23 protein-coding genes, 1 tRNA gene and 1 other RNA gene are annotated in these 25259 nt (G+C 49.0%); 20 read left to right on the top strand and 5 right to left on the bottom strand.

All coding sequences use genetic code 11. The features are described from left to right. Positions 1 to 66 precede the first annotated feature (66 nt). The 7 genes from Q7Q81_RS01135 to ffs all read left to right on the top strand — a co-directional run bounded on the left by Q7Q81_RS01135 (position 67) and on the right by ffs (position 6525). A complete protein-coding gene (locus tag Q7Q81_RS01135; RefSeq protein WP_368502097.1) occupies positions 67 to 1473 on the top strand; it encodes an FAD-binding oxidoreductase in 1407 nt (468 codons plus the stop codon). A gap of 196 nt (positions 1474 to 1669) precedes the next feature. Then, positions 1670 to 3070, top strand: a complete 1401-nt coding sequence (locus tag Q7Q81_RS01130; protein WP_304273004.1) for an FAD-binding oxidoreductase — start codon at positions 1670 to 1672, stop codon at positions 3068 to 3070. A gap of 73 nt (positions 3071 to 3143) precedes the next feature. After that, positions 3144 to 4541, top strand: coding sequence for an FAD-binding oxidoreductase (locus Q7Q81_RS01125; RefSeq protein ID WP_210685135.1), 1398 nt, complete (start codon positions 3144 to 3146; stop codon positions 4539 to 4541). A gap of 246 nt (positions 4542 to 4787) precedes the next feature. Beyond that, positions 4788 to 5102 carry a helix-turn-helix domain-containing protein gene (locus Q7Q81_RS01120; protein ID WP_210685134.1) on the top strand — a complete coding sequence of 105 codons (315 nt, stop codon included), beginning with the start codon at positions 4788 to 4790 and terminating at the stop codon, positions 5100 to 5102. 145 nt (positions 5103 to 5247) lie between these two features. Then, on the top strand, positions 5248 to 6108 hold the full coding sequence (locus tag Q7Q81_RS01115; RefSeq protein ID WP_293388036.1) for a universal stress protein: 861 nt from the start codon (positions 5248 to 5250) through the stop codon (positions 6106 to 6108). Positions 6109 to 6265: 157 nt separating this feature from the next. Further along, positions 6266 to 6355: transfer RNA gene (locus Q7Q81_RS01110), tRNA-Ser, on the top strand. A gap of 70 nt (positions 6356 to 6425) precedes the next feature. Next, positions 6426 to 6525: signal recognition particle sRNA small type (gene ffs, locus Q7Q81_RS01105), an RNA gene on the top strand. A gap of 65 nt (positions 6526 to 6590) precedes the next feature. On the opposite strand, the gene Q7Q81_RS01100 is transcribed toward ffs, so the two are convergent. Beyond that, positions 6591 to 8159 carry a nitrite/sulfite reductase gene (locus Q7Q81_RS01100; RefSeq protein ID WP_304273002.1) on the bottom strand — a complete coding sequence of 523 codons (1569 nt, stop codon included), beginning with the start codon at positions 8157 to 8159 and terminating at the stop codon, positions 6591 to 6593. 166 nt (positions 8160 to 8325) lie between these two features. On the opposite strand from Q7Q81_RS01100, the gene dnaX reads away from it, so the two are divergent. The 13 genes from dnaX (at position 8326) to rlmH (ending at position 20977) form a co-directional block, all read left to right on the top strand. Further along, on the top strand, positions 8326 to 10149 hold the full coding sequence (gene dnaX / locus Q7Q81_RS01095) for a DNA polymerase III subunit gamma/tau (RefSeq protein ID WP_304272999.1): 1824 nt from the start codon (positions 8326 to 8328) through the stop codon (positions 10147 to 10149). Between the two features lie 87 nt (positions 10150 to 10236). Next, the gene (locus Q7Q81_RS01090) at positions 10237 to 10563 is read left to right on the top strand and encodes a YbaB/EbfC family nucleoid-associated protein (protein ID WP_009144537.1); all 327 of its coding nucleotides are present in this window, start codon (positions 10237 to 10239) and stop codon (positions 10561 to 10563) included. A gap of 4 nt (positions 10564 to 10567) precedes the next feature. Next, positions 10568 to 11167 carry a recombination mediator RecR gene (gene recR / locus Q7Q81_RS01085; protein ID WP_009144536.1) on the top strand — a complete coding sequence of 200 codons (600 nt, stop codon included), beginning with the start codon at positions 10568 to 10570 and terminating at the stop codon, positions 11165 to 11167. A 21-nt stretch (positions 11168 to 11188) separates the two neighbouring features. After that, the gene (locus Q7Q81_RS01080; RefSeq protein ID WP_293388048.1) at positions 11189 to 11461 is read left to right on the top strand and encodes a pro-sigmaK processing inhibitor BofA family protein; all 273 of its coding nucleotides are present in this window, start codon (positions 11189 to 11191) and stop codon (positions 11459 to 11461) included. 178 nt (positions 11462 to 11639) lie between these two features. Then, entirely contained in the window at positions 11640 to 12857 is a 1218-nt protein-coding gene (locus Q7Q81_RS01075) for a dicarboxylate/amino acid:cation symporter (RefSeq protein WP_293724367.1), read from the top strand. Between the two features lie 212 nt (positions 12858 to 13069). Further along, complete coding sequence (locus tag Q7Q81_RS01070; RefSeq protein ID WP_304272995.1) at positions 13070 to 13735, top strand: NUDIX hydrolase; 666 nt, start codon at positions 13070 to 13072, stop codon at positions 13733 to 13735. Positions 13736 to 13749: 14 nt separating this feature from the next. Beyond that, a complete protein-coding gene (locus Q7Q81_RS01065; RefSeq protein WP_304272992.1) occupies positions 13750 to 15108 on the top strand; it encodes an LCP family protein in 1359 nt (452 codons plus the stop codon). 379 nt (positions 15109 to 15487) lie between these two features. After that, positions 15488 to 16345 carry a DegV family protein gene (locus tag Q7Q81_RS01060; RefSeq protein ID WP_304222004.1) on the top strand — a complete coding sequence of 286 codons (858 nt, stop codon included), beginning with the start codon at positions 15488 to 15490 and terminating at the stop codon, positions 16343 to 16345. 21 nt (positions 16346 to 16366) lie between these two features. Further along, a complete protein-coding gene (locus Q7Q81_RS01055; protein WP_304272989.1) occupies positions 16367 to 17974 on the top strand; it encodes a DAK2 domain-containing protein in 1608 nt (535 codons plus the stop codon). 5 nt (positions 17975 to 17979) lie between these two features. Then, positions 17980 to 18411: a Fur family transcriptional regulator gene (locus Q7Q81_RS01050; protein WP_021720189.1), complete on the top strand. Its 432-nt coding sequence runs from the start codon at positions 17980 to 17982 to the stop codon at positions 18409 to 18411. A gap of 163 nt (positions 18412 to 18574) precedes the next feature. Beyond that, a complete protein-coding gene (locus Q7Q81_RS01045) occupies positions 18575 to 19390 on the top strand; it encodes an MBL fold metallo-hydrolase (RefSeq protein ID WP_304272987.1) in 816 nt (271 codons plus the stop codon). Positions 19391 to 19403: 13 nt separating this feature from the next. After that, the gene (locus Q7Q81_RS01040; protein ID WP_293389622.1) at positions 19404 to 20501 is read left to right on the top strand and encodes a S1C family serine protease; all 1098 of its coding nucleotides are present in this window, start codon (positions 19404 to 19406) and stop codon (positions 20499 to 20501) included. Continuing rightward, entirely contained in the window at positions 20498 to 20977 is a 480-nt protein-coding gene (gene rlmH / locus Q7Q81_RS01035) for a 23S rRNA (pseudouridine(1915)-N(3))-methyltransferase RlmH (RefSeq protein ID WP_293806539.1), read from the top strand. The genes Q7Q81_RS01040 and rlmH overlap by 4 nt, the downstream gene beginning before the upstream one ends. 191 nt (positions 20978 to 21168) lie before the next feature. Here rlmH and rbr read toward each other — a convergent pair whose 3' ends face one another. From rbr to Q7Q81_RS01015, 4 genes are all read right to left on the bottom strand, one after another. Further along, the gene (rbr, locus tag Q7Q81_RS01030; RefSeq protein ID WP_009146377.1) at positions 21169 to 21708 is read right to left on the bottom strand and encodes a rubrerythrin; all 540 of its coding nucleotides are present in this window, start codon (positions 21706 to 21708) and stop codon (positions 21169 to 21171) included. Positions 21709 to 21959: 251 nt separating this feature from the next. After that, positions 21960 to 23033, bottom strand: coding sequence for a tRNA 2-thiouridine(34) synthase MnmA (gene mnmA, locus Q7Q81_RS01025; RefSeq protein ID WP_304272985.1), 1074 nt, complete (start codon positions 23031 to 23033; stop codon positions 21960 to 21962). Then, positions 23030 to 24109: a [FeFe] hydrogenase H-cluster radical SAM maturase HydE gene (gene hydE / locus Q7Q81_RS01020; protein ID WP_304272982.1), complete on the bottom strand. Its 1080-nt coding sequence runs from the start codon at positions 24107 to 24109 to the stop codon at positions 23030 to 23032. Before hydE ends, mnmA begins: the two co-directional genes overlap by 4 nt. Positions 24110 to 24113: 4 nt before the next feature. Next, on the bottom strand, positions 24114 to 25259 hold the full coding sequence (locus tag Q7Q81_RS01015; RefSeq protein WP_304272980.1) for a cysteine desulfurase family protein: 1146 nt from the start codon (positions 25257 to 25259) through the stop codon (positions 24114 to 24116).

Below are 25259 nucleotides of genomic sequence, written 5' to 3'. Positions count from 1 at the left end.
TAGATAAGTAACATCTGCTGTCTTTCGCACAGATGTCTATATGTAATTTAGAAATGAGGGAATATGATGAAAGAGTATAATTCCGTATCAGAACCGTTTTTAGCGGATGTGCGCGCCGTAGTAGGTGACGCCAATGTTTTTACCGAGCCTGAAAAGCTGGAGCAATATAAAACCGACGAGGAATATGATCCGCGCCGTTTCCGTGTGCCTGAGGCTGTTGTGCGTCCTGCCAATGCCAAAGAGATTGCCGCAGTTGTGAAGCTGTGCAATAAGTACAATGTGCCGCTGACTGTCCGCAGCGGCGGTACCAGCCTTGCCGATGGCGCGATTGCTGTCTGCGGCGGTATTGTACTGCTCATGGAGCGCTTGAATAAAATTATCGAGATGAATACCGAAGCGATGTATGTTGTCGCCGAAGCCGGCGTGCGTACAGTTGATATTCAGAAGATGGCCAATGAAGCAGGCTATCTTTACGCAGGTGACCCCTGCAGCGCCGAAAGCTGCTTGATCGGCGGCAATCTGGCAACAAATGCCGGCGGCAGCAAGGCTGTCCGCTATGGCGTTACCCGTAATCAGGTTTACAGCCTGGAGATGGTTACACCGACCGGCGAAATCGTGGAGGTTGGCAGCCGTCTGAAAAAATGCAGCACAGGCTATTGCATGGAGCAGCTGGTAATGGGCAGCGAAGGTACTTTGGGTATTATCACCAAGGTTACTTTGAAGCTGCAGCCGATGCCTCCGTACCGCTTTGACCTGCTGGCAGTATTTGACGACCCGTTCAAGGCTCTTGATGTAGTGCCGAAGATTATGCAGGCCGGTCTGAACCCGACGAGCATGGAATATATGGATAATTCCTATGTGCGTGCCTGCGCCGATTATATTGAATTTAAGGGCGCACCGCATTATGAGGATGGTATTTACGTTATCATTACGGTAGAAACCTTCAGTGAGGATGAGCTGGACATGAAGATGGAGCAGCTTGACGAGCTGTGTGAAGCAGCAGGTGCCGTTGAAGTTCTGGAAGCGGATGACCGTATCTGGGCAATGCGCCGCAACTGCCAGGAATCTATTAGCCTTGTAAGTAAGGTTTCCCTGACCGACGATGTTGTTGTGCCTGTAGACCGCATTGCGCCGACCATTAAAGAAATTATGCATATCGGCAGCAAGTATCCCTTCCCGATTCCGGTAAAAATCAATGCGCATATCGGTGACGGCAATCTGCATATCGTTCTCTGCAAATGCGATTTGGATGATGTAACCTGGGAAAAAATCGTGCATGACTTCCATGAAGAAGTTTATGCCTATGCTTACGCTCAGGGCGGCCGCTTAGCCGGTGAGCACGGCATCGGTGCCAAGAAGCTGGCTTATATGGAAGAGTTTACGCCTGCCGGTGAGCTGGAGCTGATGCGCAGAATTAAGCTGGCTTGGGATCCGAATTTGATTCTGAATCCGGGTAAGGTGTTTAACGCATGAAGTCTGACGAATAAGGCATCATAGACGCAAAGACCCGGTTTGTCGCAAGCTTTGCGTAGCGAAAAACCGATGGTCGTGCTAATGTCGCTTGCGACGAGCTTCATCACAGTCACCTTGACGTACGTTTAGTACGCCGGCGGTGCCTGTTCTTCGCCTCTGATACCTTCTCGTCAGCCTTTAGAAAAGGTAGTGTATTATGAGCAATTACAATTCTGTAACTCCTGAATTTATTGATGAATTAAAAACGCTGTTGGGCGAAAAATATGTCAAAACCGATGCTGATACGCTCGACCGCTACAAGACGGACGAGGAGGCGGACGAGCGCTGCTTCCATCTGCCGGATGTAGTGGTAATTCCTGCCGATGCCGAAGAAATTGCCGGCGTAGTAAAGCTGTGCAATAAGTATCTCATTCCGCTGACCGTGCGCGGTGGCGGTACAGGCATCGTTGACGGCGCTATTGCCGACAAGGGCGGCGTAGTGCTTTTAATGGAACGCCTCAACAAAATTATCGAGCTGAATAAGGAAGGCTTGTACATGGTAGCACAGGCCGGTGTGCGCACTCTGGATATTCAGGCAGCGGCGAAGGCGGAGAATCTGCTTTATGCAGGTGACCCGTCGAGCAGCGACAGCTGCCAGATTGGCGGTAATCTGGCGACAAATGCCGGCGGCATCAAGGCTGTGCGCTACGGTGTAACGCGTAATCAGGTCTACGCTGTGCAGATTGTTACACCCTACGGCGACATTGTTGACCTTGGCTCGCCGCTGAAAAAGTGCAGCACAGGCTACTGCATGGAGCAGCTTGTTATCGGCAGCGAGGGCACACTGGGTATTATTACGCAGGTAACGCTGAAGCTGCAGCCCTTGCCTCCGTATAAAATCGATATGCTGGCGATTTTCCACGACCCGATGGCAGCAATTGGCGTCGTGCCGCAGCTTGTGAAAGCAGGTATCGACCCGACAAGCATCGAATATATGGATAATCCTAATGTGCGGACAACCTCGGAATATCTGGAGTTCCCCGGTGCGCCGCATATTGAAGACGGTATTTACGTTATTATTACGATAGAAACCTTCAATGAAGATGAGCTGGACATGAAAATGGAGCAGGCCGGCGATATCTGCGAGGCCGCAGGCGCTGTGGATGTTCTGGAGGCTGATGAGCGTATCTGGTCGATGCGCCGCAACTGTCTGGAATCTGTGAGCCTTATCAGCAAGGTGTGCACGACGGATGACGTTGTTGTGCCGGTTGATGAAATGAGCGATATGATTCAATACATCATTAAAACTGTGGCAAAATATCCCTTCCCGTTGCGCATCAACGCGCATATCGGTGACGGCAACCTGCATATCGTGCTGTGTAAGCTGGATTTGTCCGATGAGGAGTGGGAATCCGAACTGAGCCGTTTTACGGAAGAGGTTTATACATATGCTTATGCGCATGGCGGACGTCTTTCCGGTGAGCATGGCATTGGCAGCAAGAAGGCACACTTCTTGGAGCGCTTTACTCCGAGCGGTGAGCTGGAGCTGATGAGAAAAATTAAAAAAGCCTGGGATCCCAATAATATCCTGAATCCAGGCAAGGTTTTTAATTTATAAGACTATCTCAATGGTCTGCTGTAAAACTAAAATATGTAGCATTGTAGCTAAGTAGCAAAGGAGAGATTTTAGTATGACAAATTACAATCCCGTAACCGAAGAAGTCCTAGAGGAGCTGCGTAAAGCAGTCGGTGCAGAGCATGTAAAAAATGATGCCGAAACTCTGGAGCGTTACAAAACCGACGAAGAGCCGGATGCTCATTACCATCATCTGCCGGAGGTAGTTGTAGCACCGGGCAGCACCGAAGAGGTGGCTGCTGTTATGAAAATCGCCAATAAATATCTTGTGCCTGTAACTCCGCGCAGTGCCGGTACCAGTGTATCCTGCGGTGCGATTCCTGTTTTCGGCGGCATTGTGCTGCTGATGGAACGCATGAACAAGATTATTAAGCTTGATGCCGATGCTATGTATATGGAGGTTGAGGCTGGTGCGCTGACCTCTGATATTCAGGCTAAGGCTAACGAAGCAGGCCTGCTGTATGCCGGTGACCCCTGCAGTGCTGACAGCTGTATGATCGGCGGCAATATTGCAACCAACGCCGGCGGCAATAAGGCTGTACGCTACGGCACTACCCGTCATCAGGTTTATTCTATTGAGGTTGTTACTCCGACCGGCGAAATCGCCGAGCTGGGCAACCGCCTGAAGAAATGCAGCACCGGCTACTGCCTCGACCAATTGGTAATGGGCAGTGAGGGTACCCTTGGTATCATCACCAAAGCAACTCTGAAGCTGCTGCCGCTGGCTCCGTATCGTCTGGATATCCTTGCAGTTTTCACCGAGGTACAGAAGGCTGTCGACCTGGTGCCTGCGCTGGTTAAGGCCGGCCTGAATCCGACAAGTGTTGAATTTATGGACAACGGCTTTGTACGTGCTGCCAGCGATTATGCAGAACAGCGTCTGCCGCATTACGAGGATGGCAGCTACGTTATCGTTACCGTGGAAACCTTTAACGAGGACGAGCTGGATATGAAGATGGAGCAGCTTGACGAAATCTGTACTGCCTGCGGTGCAACCGACGTTGTTGAAGCAGACGAGCGCGTATGGAAGGTACGCCGCAGCTGTCTGGAAGGCTCCAAGGCTTTGAGCAAGGTATCTACCTCTGATGACCTTGTTGTACCTATCGACAAAATCGCTGTCTGCCTGAACCACCTGATGGAGGTTTCCAAGCAATTTGATTTCGAATGCATGTGCCTGGCTCACGCAGGTGACGGTAACCTGCATTTCAACTGCCTGAAGATGGATATGACCGACGAAGAATGGGAAAAACAGCTCGCAGAGTTCCACAAAATCTGCTACGCATATGTTTACAGCCTGGGCGGCCGTCTTTCCGGCGAGCATGGCATCGGTGCGAAAAAGATTGACGCACTGGCAGCTTATTGCGACCCGGTAGAAATGTCTATCATGAAGACTATTAAACGCGCTATGGACCCGAACAATATCCTGAATCCTGGCAAGCTTATCCGTGCCTGATTCTTTTTGAGCACTGCTGAATAATTTTAATATAGCGTCCGACGTACTCTTATATGCAAGAGTACGTCGCTTTTTTTATTTACAATATTCCTCGCCTACATTATAAATGTTGCCAACTTGATAGAGGCAGAGTTAAATAAATTGCGGAAAATTAAAAAACTATTGCTTGTAAAATACGCATATGTTATAATGCTGTCTATATAAATTTAATTAGGAATAATGAATATATATTATGAAAAGGGGAGGATGATGATGAATATGACAGAGGAATACAATCGCCTGATAGGCAAGCGTGTAAAAATGCAGCGCATTTCCGCTAAGGTATCTCAGACAGAATTGGCGAAAGAGTTGGGGGTAACTCAGACGCATTTAAGCAATATCGAAAACGGACGCGCGGGTTTGACAATACCCAATCTGATTAAGCTGCATCAGATTTTGGAATGTCCTATCAGTTCTTTTTTTGTGGATATCGAAGGGGAAAAGGAAGCTGATAACAGCAGCGATATAACTCTGGAAAATGTTATGGAGCTGGCAAGACTCCTGAAAAAGGCACGTGCCTGAAACAAAAAGCAAAGTCATTTTATGGCTTTGCTTTTTGTTTTTGTTGTGGCAGTATTTTTAGGAAAGCTGTTTTTTACTCAGGCAGGAATTTCGGGATTCATGGCGAACTATCCATATATTACATATTTTTTAAAGGAGCAATTAGATGAGTACATTCACCAAGGTCCTGTTGGCCACAGATCTGTCCCCGCAGGCTGATAAATTGACCGAGTGTCTGTTTTGCTTATGCCCCGATACGGAAACGGAAGTGGTTTTGGCTCACGTCTTTGATGATGACGATGATGCCGACCCTGACGGTAGCAGCTTTAAAAAAGCGCGCAGCCGATTGGATGGGTATAAAAATGATATAGAGCAGGCAGGCTATGAAGAAATTTCCATTGTAACCCCGGCAGGCGAGCCCTGCGAAACCTTAAGCAGGCTGGCGGAAGAAAACGACGCTGACCTGATGCTGGTAGCATCTCACCGCAAGGGCTTTTTGAAGCGTGCGCTGATGGGCAGCACTACCTATGAGCTGGCACGGGCTACAATGATTCCCCTGCTGATTAATAAGGATGAGGAAGATGAGGTTACAGAAAATCTGCTGGATACTGTGCTGATACCGACCGATTTTTCCCGTAAATCCTTAGAAGCGCTGAACGTTATCCGTAGCTTGCGTGAATATGTAGGCAAGGTATTGTTTGTGCATGTTGTTGAGCATAGCAGAAACAAACATGATTACAAGGAAAAATACGGCAGTGCCAAGATGTTTTTGCAAGAGCTGGTAGACGAAATGAAAATTTTCGGTATTGAAGCCGATTACCGCATTGCACATGGCGTAGCCTCCAGAAAAATTGCCGCTATCTGTGAGCGCGACAATGTCAGTCTGATTATGATGACTAAAACCGGTGCCGATATGACTAACGGTGATGACTTGGGCAGCACCTCGGAAAACGTGGTTCTGAATTCTGATTGTGCGGTAATGCTGCTGCCGGCTGAAGACAGTGATGAGGAGGATACCTTCTCCTAAACTGCCGCAGAAGAATTTTTTTGATGATTTTATAAAAATTTTTACAAAAAACGCTTGACTTTCATTAAAAATGCCAGTATAATACTACTTGCAGTTATGTTGACTGCGGGTACGTATTGTGCTGGCAAATTGAAAATAGTTTAAAGTTTTCAACCTTGGAGAGATGACCGAGTGGTTGAAGGTGCACGCCTGGAAAGCGTGTGTACGGGAAACCGTACCGAGGGTTCGAATCCCTCTCTCTCCGCCACTTAAAAATCTGCCGCACTGAGCGGCTTTTTTAATAAAATCATATAGCTTGTTTCTCTGTAGGATCGTAGAGCCGGGTCCTGCGCAATGGGAGCCTGTGAACCAGGTCAGGTCCGGAAGGAAGCAGCCTTAAGCGGATACTTTCATGTGCCGCGGGGAAGCCCGTCTTTGCGGTCCTACAGGGAAATAAACGAAGAAAATCCGTCGCATGTGCGACGGATTTTTTTGTGCTGCGCTTATTTGCTGAGCAGCTCGATTTTTTTCATATAGGGAGCAACGATAGTAGCGATGGCCTGAGGATTTGCTGCCTGCCAGGCGGCAAAGTCCAGACCGCTTTGGGCGATATGCTTGCCGATTTCCAAAAGCACGAAGGGGATATCTTCGGCGAGCAGTGTGCCTGCTTCTTCCCCTAGGCGTTCGCTGCCCTGCAGTGAGCAGCCGTTGATGTACATAGTGAAGGCTGGGTGTGCTGTACCCTTGATGACCTTAACTGTACCGCGGAAGCCGAGTTCGCCTATTTGGTGGGTGCCGCAGCTGGAAGGACAGCCGGAAATATAAATCTGCGGCAGAGCATCACTGGCAGCGTACTGCGTAGCCATTTCTTCAAAGCAGCTTGTCAGCAGGCTTTGTGAATCTCCCATGCCCATCTGGCAGACGGTGGAGCCGATGCAGGCCACGCTGCTTGTGAAGGCATTATAGGCTGTGTCAGGCGTGAGCGACATTACCTTTGCTGCTTCGGGAGCAGTGAGGTTGATAATATATACACTTTGGTCGGGTGCAAGACGCAACTCGGCGGCTTTAACGTTCTGCAGATAATCCGCCAGAGCTAGGAAGCTTTCAATTTTGGGCAGTCCTGCCTGTGGATGATAATTTACGGCGTAAAGACCGGGCTGCTTCTGTGAGGTAATGCGGAAGCCGGTGATGAGCTTGAAGTCGCGCTTGGTGATTTTTGTTGCCTCAGGCTGCAAATCAAGACCGCCTTCCTGCAGTGCCTGCAGGAGACGTTCGCTGTAGGCTGCTTTGTAAGCGGCTTCGCCACCCAAAAGCTCAGGCAGATAACGGGTGCGTGCTTTGGCTCTTTGCGTATAGGTGCCGCATTCGCGGAAGGTGGCGAGCATTGCTTTGATATGATACAAGATTTTTTCGGGAGCAACAGCCTCGGCCATTTTTATACCGATGCAGGGAGCAGGTCCCAGACCGCCGGCGCTGTAGACATCGAAGCGACCGTCGGGACGGGCGGCGAAGCCTAAATCGCGCATGGTAGCGTGCGTAAGATTTTGCGGGGAATTGGAAAAGCCGGTTTTAAATTTGCGTGGCAGCTTGCCGTCGGGAATGGTAGCGACGAGATACTGCGCTGCTGCTTCGGCGTAAGGCAGCACGTCAAAATATTCTTCGCGTTCCACACCGCTTAAGGGCGAGCAGAGCACGTTGCCGGGATAGTCACCGCCGCAGCCGAAGGGGATGATGTCCGCGTCCAGGCATTGCTCCAAAATTTCAGCGGCAGCCTCGGCGCTGAGATCATGCAGCTGTATAGTCTGCCCGGTTGTGAAGTGAATGCGGCTGATGTTATATTTGCGGATCATCTCGGCTATGAAGGCCAGCTTTGCAATAGTGATGCGTCCGGCGCTGCAGCGCAGGCGCAGCATATTGCTTTTGCCGTCGCGCTGGGCGAAGCTGCCGAAGTAACCGGAAAACTCCTTATAGGCAATTTTGCCGATTTTCTCGTTATGATAGTCGGCAGTCTGCCCGGAAAATTCCGGCAGCTGCCTGCGTAAAAAGTCCTTGTCAATTTCGGGGATGGTCATTGCTGTAGCCTCCTTTTGATTAGCTGATAATATTATATAATACTTTAGTGCATTAGTAAAATATTTGTTTTAACGGGAGCCGGGGGACTGCAAAACTTCAATTTACATTTCAGGCTATTTTGAGTATAATAATTATGTATGTAATGAATTCCGGGGAGGTGCGGTGATGGCTTATGTAGCATTATACCGCCAGTGGCGTCCGCAGGATTTTGACGCTCTTGTGGGACAAAAGGCTGTGAAAACAACCTTGAAAAATGCTTTGGCAAGCGGCAAAATTGCCCACGCCTATTTGTTTTCCGGTCCTCGCGGCACCGGTAAGACCAGTATGGCGCGTATTCTGGCCAAGGCTCTGAATTGCGAGCAGGGGCCGACTGCCGAGCCCTGCGGCCAATGCGGCAACTGTCAGCGCATTGTGCAGGGAACCTCTCTGGATGTAATTGAAATTGACGCTGCGTCCAATACCAGCGTAGATAATATCCGTGACCTGCGCGAGCAGGTAGCCTTTACACCTGCCGAAAGCCGTTACAAGGTTTATATTATCGACGAGGTGCACATGCTTTCTACAGGAGCTTTCAATGCTTTGCTGAAAACATTGGAGGAGCCGCCGGCACACGCTGTATTTATTCTGGCGACTACGGACCCGCAGAAGGTGCCTGCAACGATTCAGTCGCGCTGTCAGCGCTTTGAATTCCGCAGGGTAACGGTAGACGAAATTGCGGAGCACTTGGCAATGGTAGCAGCAGGCAGTGGCATTGAGGCCGATGCGGATGCGTTGCGCTTAATAGCGATTCAGGCTGAGGGCGGCATGCGTGATGCTCTGAGCCTGCTGGACCAGTGCGGTGTCATGGCCAAGCGTGTTACGGTGGCTACTGTGCGCGAGGTACTGGGCATCGTAGGGCGTGAAGCGCTGCACGAGCTGACGGGAGCAATAGGCCGCAGGCAGCTGCCGCAGGCGCTGGCTACGCTGAATCTGCTGTTGGAGCAGGGCAAGGATGTCAAGCAGGTGCTTACAGAGCTTATTGAGTATCTGCGGGCGCTGGTGCTTTATCTGGCAGTTCCTGACTATGAAGAAATTTATCTGACGGATACTAAAGAAGCGTTGGCGGAGCTGGCGCCGTTGTTCGGACGTGACCGTCTGCTGGCGGCGGAGGAAAGGCTGCACAGCGCTATTCAGGAGCTGCGCGGTTCTATGCGTCCGCGCATTACGGCAGAGCTGTGCCTTTTGGATTTATGCCGCGTAGAGGGCAGCACATTGGCTGCTTTATCGGCAAGAATAGAACAGCTGGAGCGTCAGCTGGCAGGCGGTGTGATGCCTGTTTATCAGCAGGCTCCGGTTAACGCTCAGCCTGCGCCTGCTGTGGCAGTGCAGCAGCCAATCGTACAGGAATATGCCGCACCGGCAGCACAGCAGCCGATTGCACAGCAGACACCTGCGGCAGAGCCTATGCAGGCAGCAAAAGCTGCTCCGGCTAAGAAGCCTGCAGTTAAAGCGCAATCGCAGCCTGCTGCCGATACGCTGGCTGCAGCGGTGAACGCCGCTCCTAAGCCTAAAAGCGCTAAAGTGCAGCAGACAGAGGAATATGCCGGTGATTTTGCAGCCGGTGAGGATTTCTGGAAGCAGGCTTTGGAGATTATGAAGGCAGAAAAGAAGAATTCTATGGTATCCTGCGCTAAGAACGGCAGAGTCTTCAGCTTTGCCAACAACATTCTGCAGGTTGCCTTCAAGGCACCGTTCCTTGCGGACAGGATGAACAAGGATGATTATCGCAAAGCCTTCGAGGAGGTCCTGCTGCGTCTGGCAAGACGTGAAATCAGACTGGAGGCTGTCATTGAGGGCAAGGCTAAGCTGCCGCATCCCCCTGTAAAGCAGGAAGTGCAGCAATCGCCCGAAAGCGAAACGCAAAATCTGCAGGCAGCGCAGCTGCCGGAAAACCTGCGCAAGGCATTTAATGCCTTAGGCGGCAGTGTAACGGATATATCAGACCAATGAAACCTAATTTGAGGCTCTGAAGCCTTGGCTTATGTTTCTGAGAATATATAATATCAATATATGTAAATATCAAGGAGGAATTTAATTATGTTTCCAGGTGGCATGGGTAATATGCAGGCAATGATGAAAAAGGTACAAAAAATGCAGGCTGATATGGCAAAAATGCAGGAGGATCTGAAAAGCCGTACTGTAGAAACGTCTGTCGGCGGCGGTGCCGTAACCGTTGTTGTCAGCGGTAAAAAAGAACTGAAATCCATCAAAATCAATCCGACCGCTGTAGATCCCGAGGATGTAGAAATGCTGGAGGATATGATTCTGACAGCTGTCAATGACGCTATGAAGCAGATTGACGAGCTTACCGAAAAAGAAATGGCTAAGGTTACCGGCGGCATGAAGCTGCCTGGCATGTTCTAAGCTGATGGCAAGAATGATCAGGCCGCTGGCTAATTTATATGAGCAGCTCAGGCGTTTGCCGGGCATCGGCTCAAAAACAGCTATGCGACTGGCCTATCATGTGATTGACATGCCTGCGGAGGATGTGAAGCAGCTGGCGGCGGCCTTGAGCGGTGCCAAGGAGCAGATTCACTACTGCAGCCGCTGCTTTAATCTTACTGACAGCGATGTATGCGAGATTTGCCGTGACAGCTCGCGCGACAGCTTTACTATCTGTGTAGTGGAGCAGCCGCAGGATATTGCGGCGATGGAGCGCAGTCATGGCTATCACGGACTGTATCACGTGCTGCACGGTGTACTTTCGCCGCTTGACGGTATCGGTCCGGAAAAGCTGCGCATCAGAGAGCTTCTCTTGCGCCTGCAGCAGGAATCGGTCAGTGAAATTATTATTGCGACCAACTCGGATGTAGAGGGTGAAGCGACTGCTACCTATCTGGCACAGCTGCTGAAGCCTGTAGGAATAACCGTCAGCCGTATTGCTCATGGTCTGCCGATGGGCGGCGATTTGGAGTATGCTGACGAAATAACCTTGTCTAAAGCGCTGGAAAACAGGCGCACAATGTAGAAAGGACCGGCGTTATTTAATATGGAATTTAATGCTATTTTGTCACCGCTTGGTGCCTTCGGACCGATGATTGGCGGCGTACTGCTGCTGTTACTGGTAGTAAAGCTGCTGTCAATGCCGTTTAAGCTGGTGTGGAATGGTCTCTGCGGCGCACTGCTGCTGTGGTTCATCAATCTGGTAGGCTCGTTGGCGGGCTTTACCATGAAGATTACGGTTATCAAGGCTTTGATTGCTGGCTTCTTCGGTGTTCCCGGTGCTCTTGCCGTAGTGCTGTATGAGCTTTTAGTTAAATAAGATAATTTGCCTTTGCCCCTGCACGTTGCTGCAGGGGTATTTTTATGCGCTTCGACGGGATAATCGTAAATAATATTGTATACAAACCAATAATACTGTATACAATCGGACTTTTCCATGATAAGTTGCTATAATTATCTTAACAGTTTTTTTACTTAAATATCTGGGGGTTGTAAAAATGAACTTATCTACAAAAATTTTAATCGGCCTTGCGCTTGGTATTATTGCAGGCCTGGAGCTGGGTGCTGAAGGTGCCGGCTTCGCCAAGACCTGGATTGGTCCTCTGGGAACAATTTTCATGAACATGATCAAAATGGTTATCGTACCGCTGGTATTCTCCAGTCTGGTAATCGGTGTTACCAGCTTGGGTGATATCAAAAAGGTAGGTCGTATCGGTGTTAAAACTGTAGCGTACTATCTGGTAACTACTGCTTTTGCTATCGTTATCGGTTTGGCAATCGGTACTATCATGCAACCGGGTGTTGGTTTGCATATGGCTGCTGATACTGCTAAAGTTGCTGCTAAAGCTGCACCGCCTATTTCCAAGGTTATCATTGACATTTTCCCGACTAATCCGCTGGAAGCTATGGTTAAAGCTAACATGCTGCAAATCATCGTTTTCTCTCTCTTCGTTGGCGCCGGTATTACTGTTGTCGGTGAAAAAGCTAACGCTCTGAAACACACCATCGATGGTCTGGCTGAGGTTTCCTACAAAATCGTTGGCATGATTATGGCTGTTGCTCCGATTGGTGTTTTCGGTTTGATTACTCCGGTAGTTGCATCTAACGGTCCTGCTGTTCTGCTGCCGCTGCTGAAGGTTGTTATCGCTGTATATCTGGCTTGCCTCCTGCATGCAGTTCTCGTTTATGGCTCTATGATCAAATTCCTTGCAGGCATGGGCTTCATCCAATTCATTAAGGGTATTGCTCCGGCGTCCCTGATGGCTTTCAGCTCCTGCTCCTCCGGTGGTACTCTGCCGCTGACCATGAGCTGTGCTCAAAAAATGGGCGCTTCTAAAGAAGTTTCCAGCTTCGTTCTGCCGTTGGGCGCAACCATCAACATGGATGGTACTGCTGCTTATCAGGGTGTATGCGCACTGTTCATTGCTCAACTGTACGGCATTGACCTCACTGCTTCCCAATACATGACCATTATCGTTACCGGTACTTTGGCTTCTATCGGTACTGCAGGTGTTCCGGGCGCAGGCTTCATCATGTTGACCATGATTCTGACCAGCCTTGGTCTGCCGCTGGAAGGCTCTGCTCTTATCGCAGGTATCGACCGTATCCTGGATATGCCGCGTACCTCTGTTAACATCACCGGCGATGCTGCTGTAACTCTGCTGGTTGACAAGAGCGAAAAAAAGCATGCAGAAGCTGAAGCTCCTCTGTACTAATTAAAATCTGTCTTTCCCTTGGCGTCAGTTGCATTAGCGGCTGGCGCTTTCCTTTTATTCAGAAACATAATGTTTAAAGTGCAGTTTTCAAGGATTGTTACCTGGATTTTACAGCTTAGTTACATTTGTTGGCAGGAAAAAACTTTTGCTGCGCAGAAATTTATAAATACTATTTAATTTTGCAGGCAAAGGTGTTAAAATAAGGTGTTATTATGAATGAGATGGAAAAATTACAGTATGTATTGTTTGAACGTCTGCATCGCCGTGCTCCCGGCATTGATAAGCTGGACCGCTTGTGGGATGCTGCCGTGCTGCTGCCCTTAGTGCGTACTCCCGAAGGCATCAGTGTGCTGTTTGAGGAAAGGGCACATACGCTGCGCAGTCAGCCGGGTGAGGTGTGCTTCCCCGGCGGCAAGTACGAATGTGAGGATAACAGCTTCCGCAATACCGCAGTGCGCGAAACCTGCGAGGAGCTTGGCCTGAAGCCGGAGAATATCACCATCTGCGGTGAACTGGATTGTCTGGTAACGCATAACGGACCGATTATCCACCCCTTTGTTGGTCTGATTGATGATATCAGCAAGATTACGTACAGTAAAAGTGAGGTGGAGCGTATCTTTACTGTGCCGCTAAAGGTGCTTTTGGAGCAAAAGCCAAGGCGTGGCTCCGTGCAGCTGGCAGACCATCCGGGTGACGATTTCCCATTTGACCTTGTGCCGCAGCGTAAGCGTGGCTGGCGCATGAACAAGTCCTACTATGTGTATTTTTACCTGTATGAGGACAAGGTTATCTGGGGCTTGACTGCACGCATGCTGTATGCTTTCCTGTACCGCAGCCGCAAGGAGCTGATGGAATATCTGGCAGAAGAAATTGATTGAGAGGTTATATAAGGATGAAAAGCATTCTCCAGACAAAAATTTTAATGATTGTAACGGCTATCTGTGTAGTAGGCTATATTGCCTTCGGTTATTTCTTTCCAGAAACGGGATTGGATAATCTTGCGCCGACAGACAGGCTGAATCTGAAAAAGAATATCGTTGTTCTGGGCGTTGACGAACGCTCCGATGATGTGGGCCGCAGTGATACGCTTTTTGTCGTAATGTTCGACAGCAACAATAAAAGCGCTTCCCTGCTTTCGGTACCGCGTGATACACGTGTACGCATTGACGGTCACGGCTGGGATAAGATTAACCATGCCTATGCTTACGGCGGACGTGAGCTGACACAGAAAACTGTAGAAGAGCTGCTGGGTATCAAAATCAACAATTACGTAATGGTTGATTTTAAAGGCTTTACCGGTCTTGTTGATGCTATCGGCGGTATTGATATCGATGTTGAAAAGGATATGTATTATCATGATACCTGGGACGGCTTTACCGTTGACCTGAAAAAGGGCCGTCAGCATCTGGACGGCAAAACAGCAATCCAGTATGTACGCTTCCGCGATGAAGAAGGCGATATCGGCCGTATCCGTCGCCAACAGCATTTCCTGATGGCAGTGTACGATAAGATTACCTCTGCCGATATGCTGCTGCATATCCCCGGTCTGGCTAAGCAACTGACCTCTATGGTAAAGACTGATATGCCTCTTAGCGATATGATAGATTTGGGCAGAGCGCTGCATTCCATGGTTAAGGAAAAGGGTCTGTCTATGGCGATGGTTCCGGGTACACCGAAGTATATCGACGGTATCAGCTACTGGCTGCCGGATATTACCGACCTGCGTGAGCTGATGGTCAAGATGCAGGGTGCAACTATGACGGAGCACTACAAATCTGCAGCTGAGCTGATGGAGAAGGAATATAACAATGCTGTGGAAAAGGTAGAAAGGGGCGATGACAGCGAGGAAAATAAGGAAGCTGTCAAGGAAGAAAAGGAACTGAAGGCTAAGAAAGAAGAAAAAGCGAAGGAAGAAAAGAAGAAGCAGGCTGATAAAGACAAGGATGCAGGTAAAAATACTGCTTTCCAAGAAGCTTCCTCCGACAGCCGCGGAGTTGTACGTCTTGTTAACTGCAGCGGCAGCAAGACAGCAGGCGCAGATGCTGCCGCGCGCTTGCGTAATGCCGGCTTTGAGGTTATCAGCGGCGGCAGCGGCGAAATAATTGCCAATACTGTTGTTGTTTCTACAACTAATAACGGTGCTGTTGTCAATCGTCTTTCAAACGTTCCCTTTGCGCATCAGATGCGTATCAGCCGTGACGGTGCTGCAGACTGCGATGGCGTAATTATGCTGGGTTCAGACTTCAAATAAGCTGTAAGCGGCCGCAGGTTTGATACTGCGGGGCTATGATAATCAATAATGTAATTGTCCACGAATCGTAAGGCTTGCCGGAAGTTCGTGGACAATTTAGTCAGCTAACGTAAAAAAATTTACAAAAAACTCTTGCATTTTGTATACAAAGATGGTATACTAAGAGCATCAAAACAGCCCCTCATTTGGCCCTTCTTCGTAAGGGCTTTTTTTTTTGCCATTTTTAGAAATTTAGTATTTAATTTTGGAAATATTGTCAGTTAGCTATAGTCAATGTAGCAATAGTTTTCAGAATATGGTACAATATAATATAATATAATATGGGAGAAGAACGGATATAACTTATATAGAGAATATTCATAATTAACAGGAGGCTTATATGCACGATGAAATACATGTTGTCGTAGATAGTATTTCGGCAGCAGACGAAACAGCTTTGAAGGATGATCAACGTTGCCACATTCTGCGTTTGATTATTCGTCACGGAGATTTGGAATGGCAGGACGGGGAACGCTCGCTGGCAGAATTGTTCGGTATGGTAGACGCAACCGGTAAGCTGCCGATTACTTCTCAGCCGCCTATCGGTGTTGTAGTGGAGCTTTTCACCAAGCTTGCTCAGGAAGGCAAAAAAGTTATTATGCTGACAGTAGACAGCGTGCTCAGCGGTACCTATCAGACCGCCTGCGTTGCTGCACGTCAGGTAATGGATGATATAAAGGGCGCGGATATCCGTGTAATCGACAGCAAGACTGCTGCCTGCCCTATCAGCGGTATTGCTATGGAAGTACTGAAGCATACAGCTGCAGGCATGGATATTGACGAGGCCGAAAAAATGGCGCGTGAGATGGTTGCGCGTACAGAAACATTTTTCAGTGTAAATACATTAGACTATTTGCAAAAGGGTGGACGCATTGGCGCAGTTGGCGCTTTGATAGGAAGTATTTTTGGTATTCGCCCTATTGTGCACTTAGATAAAGAGGGCAGACTGGAAGTTGCTGACAAGTGCCGTACCCGTAAAAAGGTTATGAAGCGCATGGTTGAGATGGCTGCTGAAAAGGCACCCATTGAAGCAATTTTCGTCGCTCATGCAGAGGCTTTGGCAGATGCAGAGGATTTGAAAAAGCAGTTGCAGGGATTGTTCCCGAATGTACCGACTATGCTTACAGGTATCGGCACCGTTTTGGCTGCTCATCTCGGACCCGGTGCTATCGGCGTATTTGTCCGTCGCAAAGCCTGAAAGGAAAGGTGTGGGGTTTAGATGAATAATAGCAAGGTAATTACCGGCAAGCAGCTGAAGGATATGCTGCTGGGTGCTTACCATAGCTTTGAAAAGAATTTTGAAGCTATTAATGATTTAAATGTTTTTCCGGTACCGGATGGCGATACCGGTACTAATATGATGCATACTATGGCGTCTGTGGCAAAGGCTATCAGCGCAATGAGCGATGAGGCCGAGGCCGGCGAAATCGGTGCCGCAGCTGCCCGCAGCGCTATTATGGGCGCACGCGGCAATTCCGGCGTAATTTTGTCGCAGCTGCTGCGTGGTATCGGCAAGGGTGTTGCCGGTAAAAAGACGCTGAACAATACAGAAATAGGCAAGGCTTTCCAGTTTGGTATTTTATATGCTTACCGTAGTGTATCCAAACCGGTAGAAGGCACTATTCTGACGGTAGCCCGTGGTATGGCTAAGGGTGCTTATAATGCTGTCCGCGGCAACGTTAGCCTGGAGAAAGTACTGCTGGAGGCTATCAGTAGCGGCAAGGAAGAGCTTGCAAGAACTCCGGAGCTGTTGCCAGCATTGAAGGCGGCCGGTGTTGTTGATGCCGGCGGTCAGGGCCTGATTGTCTTTTTCGAGGGCTGTCTGGCAGGCCTGCGCGGTCAGGACTGCGAAGTGCTGCCTGTTACACCGCGTGCCAAGATACAGATTCAAAAGGGCGAGCCGCTTGATTTGGAATATCCTTATTGCACCGAATTTATCGTTAAGGAGGCTAATGTTGATAAGCAGACTGTCAGCAAGGCCTTGGAGGGCATGGGCAATTCCATGATTGTGGCAGTGGTAGAGGATATTGTAAAAGTGCATATCCATACCAAGCATCCCGGTGATGCGCTCAATATGGCGCAGACATGGGGTACGTTGCATGATATCAAAATAGAAAATATGCGTGACCAGCACGAAAACCGTCTCTTTACTGCTGAGGATATTCAACCGGTAAAGCATGGCGTTGGTGTGCTTACTGTTGCAGCCGGTGACGGCATTGCCAAAATCATGCATGAAATGGGTGCTGCAGAGATTATCAGCGGCGGTCAGAGCATGAATCCTCCGGTAGAGGAGTTTGTCAATGCTATTGAAAACGGTACCTGCGAGCAGTACATTATTCTGCCGAACAATAAGAATATTGTTTTGGCGGCTGAGCAGGTGCGTAAGCTGCTGGGTAATTCCAAGGTAGCCTATGTTCCTACTACCAATATGGCACAGGGTTTGTCCGCACTGCTGCATTTTGATGCAACACGCAGCATGGATGAAAACACTGTTATTATGACCAAGGAAGCCAAGGAAACAGCCAGTGGCAGCATTACCGTAGCTGTACGCGACAGCGTAGTAAACGGTATTGCTATCCATGAGGGCGATTATCTTGGTATCTTAAATGATAAAATTGTTTGCAACGGCAGCAGCATGGAGGAAGTGCTGCAGAAGATGCTGACAGATGGGGATTATGAACTGATCAGCTTATATTATGGTGCCGATGTAACCGAAGAGCAGGCTGAAAAGCTGGCAGCTGAAGTGGAAGAGCTGAATGATGAGTGGGAGGTTGAAACCTTTTACGGCGGACAACCGCTGTATCCGATTCTGTTGGCAATGGAGTGATGAATATGCTTACAAGTCAGGAATTAACCAACCTGTTGCGCGAGCGTGGCTATAAGGTCACCCCTCAAAGACTTGCTGTATATGAAGCCTTGGCTGATGAAACATGGCATCCGAATGCAGAGATGCTGTTTAATAAGCTGCAGCCGAAGTTTCCTGCTATGAGCTTTGCTACGGTGTATAAAACCGTAGAAATTCTGCATGATATCAACGTTATTCAGATTCTGAATACAGGAGAGGACAGCTTCCGTTATGATGCCGATATCAGCGAGCATTATCATCTGCGCTGCTTGAAATGCGGTGCGGTAGACGATGCGCTGATGGATGACGGCGTTAAGCTGCAGCTGACACAGGATGTAGAAAAGCAGAGCGGTTATACTATCAGCCGCCGTCAGTTCTATTTCTTTGGTCTGTGTCCGAAGTGCTCCACGATGCATTAAACTATAAAGAAGTGTACCGATTCTCTAGCTGATTGGTACACTTTTCTTTATATATTGAGTAATTATGTCAGATTTTTGTAGCGTTATTTTTACCAAAATGCCACAATAGCAGTTTGTGAATTTGCTATAATAAAGATGTTATATTGATAGGAGTGAAGGCTTGGTGCTAAACGACTTTCAGATTGTGATGCTGGCCAGCGGCAGCAAGGGGAATGCCGCTTTGATAAGCACAGCAAAGCAACGCTTTTTGGTTGATATAGGTATCAGCTGCAGAGCGTTGACAACGAGAATGAAGGAAATAGGCGTCAGCGTAAACGAGCTGGACGGCGTGTTTATTACACATGAGCATGTCGATCATGTCCGTGGGCTGGCAACATTTTTAAAAAATTATCAGGTGCCTGTATATAGCAGTGCGCTTACCTGGCGTGCAATATTAGCCAAGGACAGCAGTCTGGTGCGCCAAAACTGCCGTCTTATTGACAATAACCGTCTGCTTTGCGGTGATCTGGAGGTGCAGAGCTTCAGCATACCGCATGATGCCGTTGACCCGCACGGATATACCTTTACGAGCCGCAGCAACGGCTCTAAGTGCACATATCTTACGGATGCGGGCTTTGTGACCGATACCATCCGTGAGGCGGTTGCCGGCAGCAGTGCTTTGGTGCTCGAAGCCAATCATGATGTGGAAATGCTGAAAAACGGTCCTTATCCGCGTCATCTGAAGCAGCGTATTTTAAGTACGCTGGGACATTTATCCAATGATACTGCCGGGCATTTTCTGACGGAGATCGAACGTCTGCCGGAGCATATCGTGCTGGCGCACCTGAGCGAGCACAATAACCTGCCGCAACTGGCGCATGATACGGTGCAGAATATTTTGCATGATAATAACCGCCTGCAGGAAACAGAGCTTTTTGTGGCTGCCCAGAACAGGGTAGTAGCAGACAGTCCGCTGCCGGCAGTCTTAGATTTAAAATAAGGAGTGGATACAGATGAACAAGAGTATCTGGAAAAAATCGGCCAATATTTTTGTCTGTGGTCTTTTAGGTGCGGCAATTCTGGTTGCCGGCTGCGGCGACAATAAAACATCTGCCGCAGTGCATGATAAGCCTGCTGCCAAGACTGAGCAGCAGCTGAGTGCAGCACGCAATACGCCGATTGTGGCAGCTGCCAAGAAGGTTGGTCCTGCTGTCGTAGGTATTACCAACAAGGCTTATGTGCGCGACTTCTTCAACCGCACACAGCTGATGGAGCGTGGCACCGGCAGCGGCGTTATTTATGATAAGGCCGGCTATATTGCGACTAACAACCACGTAGTTGAGGGTGCATCGGAAATCATCGTCAGCCTGCCTGACGGACGTACCGTTAAAGGCAAGGTTCTGGGTGCCGATGCCGTAACCGATTTGGCTGTAGTAAAAATTGATGCGGATAACCTTACCGTTGCCACCTTTGGTGACAGCGATACACTGCAGGTCGGAGAACCGGCAATTGCTATCGGCAACCCGCTGGGACTGGAATTTCGCGGCAGTGTAACCGCAGGCGTTATCAGTGCGTTGAATCGCAGCATTGAGGTAGGCGAGCGTAAGTTCAACCTGATTCAGACTGATGCGGCAATCAACCCCGGCAACAGCGGCGGTGCGCTGGTAAATGCTGATGGTGAGGTAGTAGGCATCAACAGTGCTAAGGTTGCTGTAAGCGGTGTTGAAGGCATTGGCTTTGCTATTCCTATCAACACAGCTAAACCGATTCTGCAGGAGCTGGCAGAGCGTGGACGTATTGCAAGACCGTATCTGGGTGCTTCGCTGATGGATCAGGAAATTGCTGACCGCTACGGCTTTGAAATTAACCTGCACGGCGGCATCTTCCTCGTAAAGGTTGTTCCCGGCAGTCCGGCAGCAAAAGCTGATATCCGCCCCGGCGATATTATCCTGAGCTTTAACGGCAACAAGGTAAAGACTGCGCTTGACCTGCGCACTGCTCTGTCTAAATGCAAGGTAGGCGACAGAGCCGAAGTAACTATTATGCGTAACGGTCAGAGAGAAAGCAGAACTGTGGTGTTGGAAGAGGTTCCGAAGGATTACGGCAATTGAAGATAACGATAGCCTGTGTAGGCAAAATTAAAGAAAAATATCTTACTGCGGGGATAGAGGAATTCAGCAAAAGACTGACACCCTTCTGCAAGCTGGAAACGCTGGCAATTAACGAAGAGCGTATGCCCGATAATCCCTCCCCTGCGGAAAAGCAGCAGGTGCTGGAGCGTGAAACGCAACGCCTGCTGGCAATTATTCCGGCAAACTCCTATGTGATTTTGCTGGATGTCATCGGCAAGCAGCTGAGCAGCCCGGAGCTGGCGGCAAAGCTCGACGAGCTGGCGCTTGCCGGCAACAGCCATATCACCTTCGTGATTGGCGGTGCCTTTGGCTATACTGATGCGTTGCGTAAGCGTGCTGATTTGGCGCTGAGCTTTTCTAAAATGACCTTTACGCATCAGATGATACGTTTATTGCTGATTGAGCAGATTTACCGTGCTTTTAAAATCAGCAGAGGCGAAAAGTATCATTGGTAAGTTAAGCTGAATAAGCAGTAAAAAAGAGTCGTGCGCAGGCACGGCTCTTTTTTGTTGCAACAGAAATGAAACGTAAAAATTTGCGTTTCATTTGCGTATTGGTTTTGAAACGGAAATAAAGAAAAAGTGCAACGTAAATTTTACGCTACACTTTTCTACTTTCTCTTATGCATTTGGGGAAATGTATAAGCTTAGAAGTTATCCATATGTACTTCAAAGAAACCTTGCGGATGAGCGCAGACAGGGCAAACTTCCGGAGCGCTGGGGCCGACTACAATATGACCACAGTTGCGGCATTCCCAAATGGTCAGGCCGCTGTCTTTGCTGAAAACCTTCATTTCTTCGATGTTTTGTAAGAGTTTACGATAGCGTTCTTCATGACGTTTTTCGATAGCTGCAACACCGCGCATTTTTGCTGCGATTTCAGGGAAACCTTCTTCCTCAGCTTCTTGTGCCATTTTTACATACATATCGGTCCATTCATGGTTTTCGCCTTCAGCTGCTGCTAAAAGGTTAGCTGCAGTATCGCCTAACTGGTCTAATTCCTTGAACCACATATAAGCGTGAGCTTTTTCATTATTAGCGGTTTTCTCAAATAATTCAGCGATTTGATCATAGCCTGCTTTGCGGGCTACAATACCAAACCAGGTGTATTTGTTGCGTGCCATGGATTCGCCAGCAAATGCCTCCAACAGGTTCTTTTCGGTTTTGGTGCCTTTTAATGATTTCATATTATTCCTCCTTACTTCTGGCAAACTTATTTTAGAGCGGTATAAAAATATTGTTTCGCTTTATATCTGCCTGTTGATATTCTATCATATAGAGTCAGTGTTAACAATGTATATATAAAGAAAATATTAATCATGCTTAAAAAGGTTTTGCTGACAACTGGTAAAATTATTACTCATTCAGAACGAGTATAATAAAAGAGCATCAGTTGCTACAATTATTGTAGCAACTGATGCTTTTAATTTGCAGGGTATTATACGATTGTGCCGCCGCCGACAACTACGTCACCGTCATACATTACCACGGATTGTCCTTTGGTAATGGCGCGCTGAGGCTCGTCAAAAACGAGCTGCAACGTATCTGCATCAGGCTGGGTAACAGTTGCCCATTGCTCCTGCTGATGGTAGCGGATGCGTGCTTTCACACGACGCGGTTCGGTGATAGCGTCGCAGTCGATAAGGTTAATGTTCTTTGCTGTAACGTTCTTGGTGAACAGTCCCTCGTTTGTTGTGAGGATAACAGCGTTGTTCTTGGTGTCAATCTCTTTAACGTACATAGGCTGCGGCAGCGCTAAGCCCAGGCCTTTGCGTTGGCCGACGGTGTAATGGATAATGCCTTTATGTCTGCCAAGCACGTTGCCTGCCTCATCTACGAAGTTGCCGGGCTTGAATTTCCTGCCCAAGCGTGCTTCGATAAAATCAGCGTAGGTGCCGGTCTGGATAAAGCAGATATCCTGACTGTCATGCTTTTGAGCGTTGACGAAGCCATGCTTTTCGGCAATTTCGCGCACCTGTGTCTTATGCAGGCCGCCGAGTGGGAACATAGCGTGTGCCAGCTGCTCCTGCGTGAGGGAATAAAGCACGTAGCTTTGGTCCTTCAAAGGATCAATTGCCTTACGCAACAGGTAACGGCCTTTGGCTTCATCATAGCTGATTTGCGCATAGTGGCCGGTGACAACATAGTCACAGCCAAGCTCCTGTGCACGCACGAAGAGCTGGTCGAATTTCAGATAGCGGTTGCAGTCAATGCAGGGGTTAGGTGTTCTGCCGTTAACGTAAGCGTCAACAAAGCGGTCGATAACGTCGCGTTCAAAGCGGTCGGCAAAGTTGAAAACGTAGTAAGGCATGCCAAGGCTGGTTGCTACGCTGCGGGCATCTGCTACGTCATCGATAGAGCAGCAGCTGTTGGCTTTGGAAACGCCGATATCCTCGTTGGCAAAAAGCTTCATGGTTACGCCGGTGCATTCGTAGCCCTGCTCTAGCATCATCAATGCGGAAACGCTGGAATCAACGCCGCCGCTCATAGCGATTAGTGCTTTTTTGTTCATAATTTTTCTCCTTCTGATTTATCTAAAGTGCGGCATACATCGCCTCTGTCGGTTACTATGTTATAGCCTGCTATTTTTACGCGTGCCTCCAGACAGCCACGGCATTGGGCTGCCTCCTCGCCGGTACAGATTTTGTTGGCGTACAGCTCGTATTTTTTGCGTACCCCTACAGGCGAAAGGTTAGGCATTACGACGTTGCCACCGGCCTGCAGTCCCAACTCGCGTCCATTGGGATGGATGGTACCAAGGGCTGTTGTCGAAGGCAGCAGCGCGTAAGGGAAGAGCAGTCGCAGGATAGACAGCAGGCGCAACGTCTGCTCTAAAGTACCGCTTGGCATATCCTTAAACGGCGTGTGCTCGTGTGTAATATAAGGACCTATGCCAATCATATCAGGCTGCAGCTTTTGCAGAAAGCGCAGGTCGCTGACAAGGTTTTGCGGTGTCTGGTAGGGGGAGCCTACCATGAAGCCAGAACCAACCTGATAACCGATTTCCTTGAGGTCAAATAGGCAGCGCTTACGTTTTTCCAGGCTCATACTGGCAGGATGCAGCTTGGCGTAATGCTCTGCATCCGCTGTTTCGTGGCGCAGCAGATAACGGTTGGCGCCTGCATTGAAGTATGCCTGATAGCTGGCACGGCTTTTTTCGCCGATGGAAAGTGTAATGGCGCAGTCCGGATGCTGCTTGCGAATGGCGCTGACGATAGCGCAGATTTTGTCATCCGTATAATACGCATCCTCACCACCCTGTAGCACGAAGGTACGGAAACCGAGCCTATAGCCTTCGGCACAGCAGGCAAGAATTTCCTCCTGTGTAAGGCGGTAGCGTTCCGCAAGGCTGTTGCCGGCGCGGATACCGCAGTAGTAGCAGTTGTTTTTGCAGTAATTGGTGAATTCAATCAGACCACGGATATAGACCTTGTCATCGTAATATTTACGGCGGAGTTTATCCGCTTCGCAGGCGAGCAGCTTGTTGGTGTCAGGTTCAGTGCTTGTTATCAGCGTCAACAGCTCTGCGTCGCTCAGATTATGCTCACAGGCGAGCTTTTTTATTAAATTGGCAGCTGTTGACAGCATAATTTTACCTCCGTAAGCGGTTTACCGCTTCTGTAACCTTAGTTATAATTGTTTGGACTTCGTCCATTGTATTGTATTCGCACAGCGAAAAGCGCAGGGCGCTTTGAGCTGTTTCGTGGCTCAGGCCGAGAGCCAGCAGTACATGACTGGGCTCTAGCGAGCCTGCGGAGCAGGCAGAGCCGGACGAGCAGCAGATACCTTCGTTGGAAAGCAGCGAAAGCAGTGTTTCGCCGTTTACTCCCTGAAAGCTGTAGTTGACAGTACCGGGCAGGCAATGCTCACGGCTGCCGTTGAAACTGGCGCCGTCAATTTTATCTAAACCGTTGCGCAGAGCATCGCGCAGACCTGTGATATAAGCAGTATTTTGCTGCATATTTTCCTGTGCATCTTTAAGCGCTGCGGCAAGTCCGATGATGCCGGGAAGGTTTTCAGTACCGGCACGCTTGCCGCGCTCCTGACCGCCGCCGCGGATAAGACTTGTAAGCTGAAGATTGCTCTTGGCGAATAAAAGGCCGATGCCCTTCGGTCCATGGAATTTGTGCGCGGAAAGCGAAAGCATATCGATGTTATCGCGCTGTACGTCAATAGTAAGATGTCCTGCGGCCTGCACGGCGTCGGTATGGAAAAGCACGCCGCGCTTGCGGCAGAGAGCACCGATTTCGCGTATAGGCTGGATGGCACCTGTTTCGTTGTTGGCGTACATGACGGAAACCAGGCAGGTGGTATCTGTAATAGCTTCTGCTACCTGCGTGGCGGTGACGATGCCGTCAGCCTGCGGACGCAGCAGTGTTACGGTAAAGCCTTCCGCTTGCAAAGCTTCGAGCGTGTGCAAAATAGCATGATGCTCCATGGCAGTGGAAACGATATGGCATTTGCCCTGCTTTTTGCCGAGGGCCGCAGCGCTGATAAGCGCCTGGTTATCTGCTTCGCTGCCGCCGGAGGTAAAGAAAACTTCCTTCGGAGCACAGTTAAGTACCTGTGCCACCTGCTGCCGTGCGCTAAACAAAGCTGCTGCACTGCGCTGACCTAAAAGGTGCACGCTGGAAGCATTGGCATATATTTCCTGAAGATAGGGCAGCATTGCTTTAACGGCAACGTCGCTCATTTTTGTTGTAGCTGCATTATCTGCATAGATAAATTGCTTTTCCAT

It is taken from the genome of Phascolarctobacterium succinatutens (assembly GCF_958453765.1).
Classification (GTDB): Bacteria; Bacillota; Negativicutes; order Acidaminococcales; family Acidaminococcaceae; genus Phascolarctobacterium_A; species Phascolarctobacterium_A succinatutens_B.
Note: the sequence above shows the minus strand (reverse complement) of the source record. Positions and strands in the feature narration are given on the sequence as shown.